The 2,509-nt window shown below is 70.2% G+C and carries 2 protein-coding genes; both read right to left on the bottom strand.

Annotated elements, in window-relative coordinates:
- Positions 1-200: 200 nt before the first annotated feature.
- A complete protein-coding gene (locus ACT4N7_RS22170; protein WP_444830740.1) occupies positions 201-1,088 on the bottom strand; it encodes a hypothetical protein in 888 nt (295 codons plus the stop codon).
- A 151-nt stretch (positions 1,089-1,239) separates the two neighbouring features.
- Complete coding sequence (locus ACT4N7_RS22165; RefSeq protein ID WP_444830739.1) at positions 1,240-1,821, bottom strand: snapalysin family zinc-dependent metalloprotease; 582 nt, start codon at positions 1,819-1,821, stop codon at positions 1,240-1,242.
- Positions 1,822-2,509: the final 688 nt, after the last annotated feature.

The following is a 2,509-nucleotide window of genomic DNA, read 5'->3' as shown; positions in this document are numbered from 1 at the left end:
GACGTGACCAAACTGCACGGCACCACCGCCGCCAAGTACGACGTGCTCCCGCTGGGGTCCACGCAGTAGCGCGAACGCGGGCGAGGTCCACAATGCACATCGCCCGCTTCGCCAGTTCCTGGCGCCCACCCACCCTGGTCAGACCGACAAGGTCTGTTGTGGTTGGTTGGACTCGGCCCATGTGGACAGTCCCAGCGGATTCAGCCGCCTGCCTTGCCGCCGGTCGCGGTCACCGCGAACCACGTGCCGCCCGCGCCCTGGCCGAAGGTGTCGCACGGGACCTTGTCGCCTGCGAACCGGTACACCGGCCAGCCGCCGATGGTCACCTGGCGGTTGCCGTCCGGGCGCGCCACGGTTCCCACGGCAGCCCTGTCCAGCCCGTCGACGGCGACCTCGGTGCCCGCGGGTACCAGCACCGGCGGCCACTTCACGGCGCAGTCGCCCGCGCAGTTCGACGCGGGCGGCTTGGCGGTGTCCCTGTCGAACCGGTACAGGGTCATGCCCTCGCGGTCGGTCACGATCGGGCCGAGCGTGCCGACCTTCATCACCGCCAGCGCGACGGCCGGGCCGCCCGGGGAGCCCGCCTTCTTGCCCTCGGCGGTGAACGCGAACCACTTGCCGCCCGCGCCCTGGCCCTTGACCTCGCCCGCGGCGGCGTCCTTGGCGTAGCGGTACGCGGGCCAGCCCGCGATGGTGAGCTGGCGGGCGCCGTCAGCGCGCTCCACCGTCCCGAGCAGCGCGCGGTCGAAACCGGCGACGTCCAGCCCGGCCGGGTCATCGACCAGCACCGGGGGCCACGCGGTGGCGCATTCGCCGACGCAGGTGGTCGTGGGTGGTTTCGCGGTGTCCTTGTCGAACCGGTAGAAGGTCTTGCCTTCGCCGTCGGTCACGATCGGACCGAGCTCGTCCGCCTGCGCGGTGCGTATCGCGGCGGTGACGGCCGCGGCGGCGGGCTGGATGGCCTCGGCGCCCGGCTGCACGGCGGGCGACGCGGTGCCGTCGACGGCCTGGAGCCGTCCGCAGCCCGCGAGGACGGCGGACAGCGCGACAGCGGACAGGACGAGGGTGGTGACGCGGGTGCGGTGCATGGGGGGCTCCGGTGATCCGTGGGGTCTCCCGCTCTGGTCGGCGGGATGCACTGCACACGGACGGTCGGTCGGACCGGTTCACCGGATCGGGGAAACTTCGGCGGCGGCCGTGCGCCCGGGATCGCCGGGGCACGGCCGCCGCGTCAGTGCGCTACGCGGCGTCCATGATCACGACCGGGCGGCCGGTGACCTGTGTCCTGGTCACCGCGAAGCCCGCGTAGTTGCTCTGCACCCGTGACCGCTCTGCCGCGCTCGGGTTGGCGTTGGCGCAGCTCACGGGCGCCGAGCTGCCCGACATCAGGTCCGAGCAGAGCCCGGTGCGCCGGTCCGGCAAGCCGAGTGAGTGGCCGAATTCGTGCGCGGCGATCCGAACCACGTTGTAGCCCTGGCTGACCGCCAGGCGGCCCATCCACACCGTGCCGCTGCCGGTGGCCCGAACCGGGCCGAGGGTCGCGCGCGGCCACCCGTTGTCGGCGATGACCCGGATGTTGACGCGCTGCCCGGCGGTCGCCTTCACGATGCGCACGTTGGTCACACTGCTGTTCCAGATGGCCACACCCTGGGCGACCGCGGTCTTGAACTCGGCCGCCGCGCTGTCGTCGTAGGTGAGGGTGGTGACCGCCGCGGGCGCGATGGCCGCGGGCGCCGCTGCCGCGGGCAGGGCCGCGCCCACGACCAGGGTCGCGCCGAGCGCCACGTTGGTCACGACCAACGCGAGTGTTCGTCGAAGCATGGATCAACTCCTCAGATGAGCGGCCTGCCGGTGGGCAGGGCCGAACCCGGTGGATGCCGGGCGGGTCTCAGCCGAAGGGACGGCGACGACGTCGAACTCCGCCACCGTTCAACGTAGAAGCGTCGCCGCGAGACGGAAAACGGCCGTTCGGGTGGCGCCCGGTAGCCAGGAGTACCGGCAGGCTAGGCCAACTCAGTCGGAAAGTGACCGCGATCACAGGGGACGGCGCACGCAGTGTCCACTCAGGACCTAACGGCCCGCTCCGGCCCGCCGCCGGGTTGTTGATCAGCGAAAACAGTCGCGCGGCCGAGGGTGCGGCGCTGATGGCGCGCTGACTCGGGCTGCCGCGGCCAGGCTCGGCGCGGTCTCACGAGAACCCTTGGCGCGCAACGGAAGTAGACACCCTGTCGAGGTTGTCCACAGCGAAAAGCACCCCCGATTTGATCCCGCCGTTGGCGGGCGTGTAACTTTCTCCAAGTCAGCGCGGCACGAGCCGGTGAAACAGCCGGAACGGGCCAGGTCGACAAAACAGACTTGACGCAATACCAGCCTCCGTTGAGTTCGCTCGTGTGAGTGGTTGATTCGGGTGTGCGTGTGTTGTTTGAGAACTCAACAGTGTGCCGATTTAAGCCAGTAGAGCTTGAATATTGAACCCTTTGTGGGTTCCTTTGAGATGGATTGATGCCAG

Origin of the sequence: Actinokineospora sp., assembly GCF_052390155.1 — a bacterium.
Taxonomy (GTDB): Bacteria; Actinomycetota; Actinomycetes; order Mycobacteriales; family Pseudonocardiaceae; genus Actinokineospora.
The sequence above is the reverse complement of the archived record's forward strand: the minus strand, read 5'-3'. Positions and strand labels throughout refer to the sequence as shown.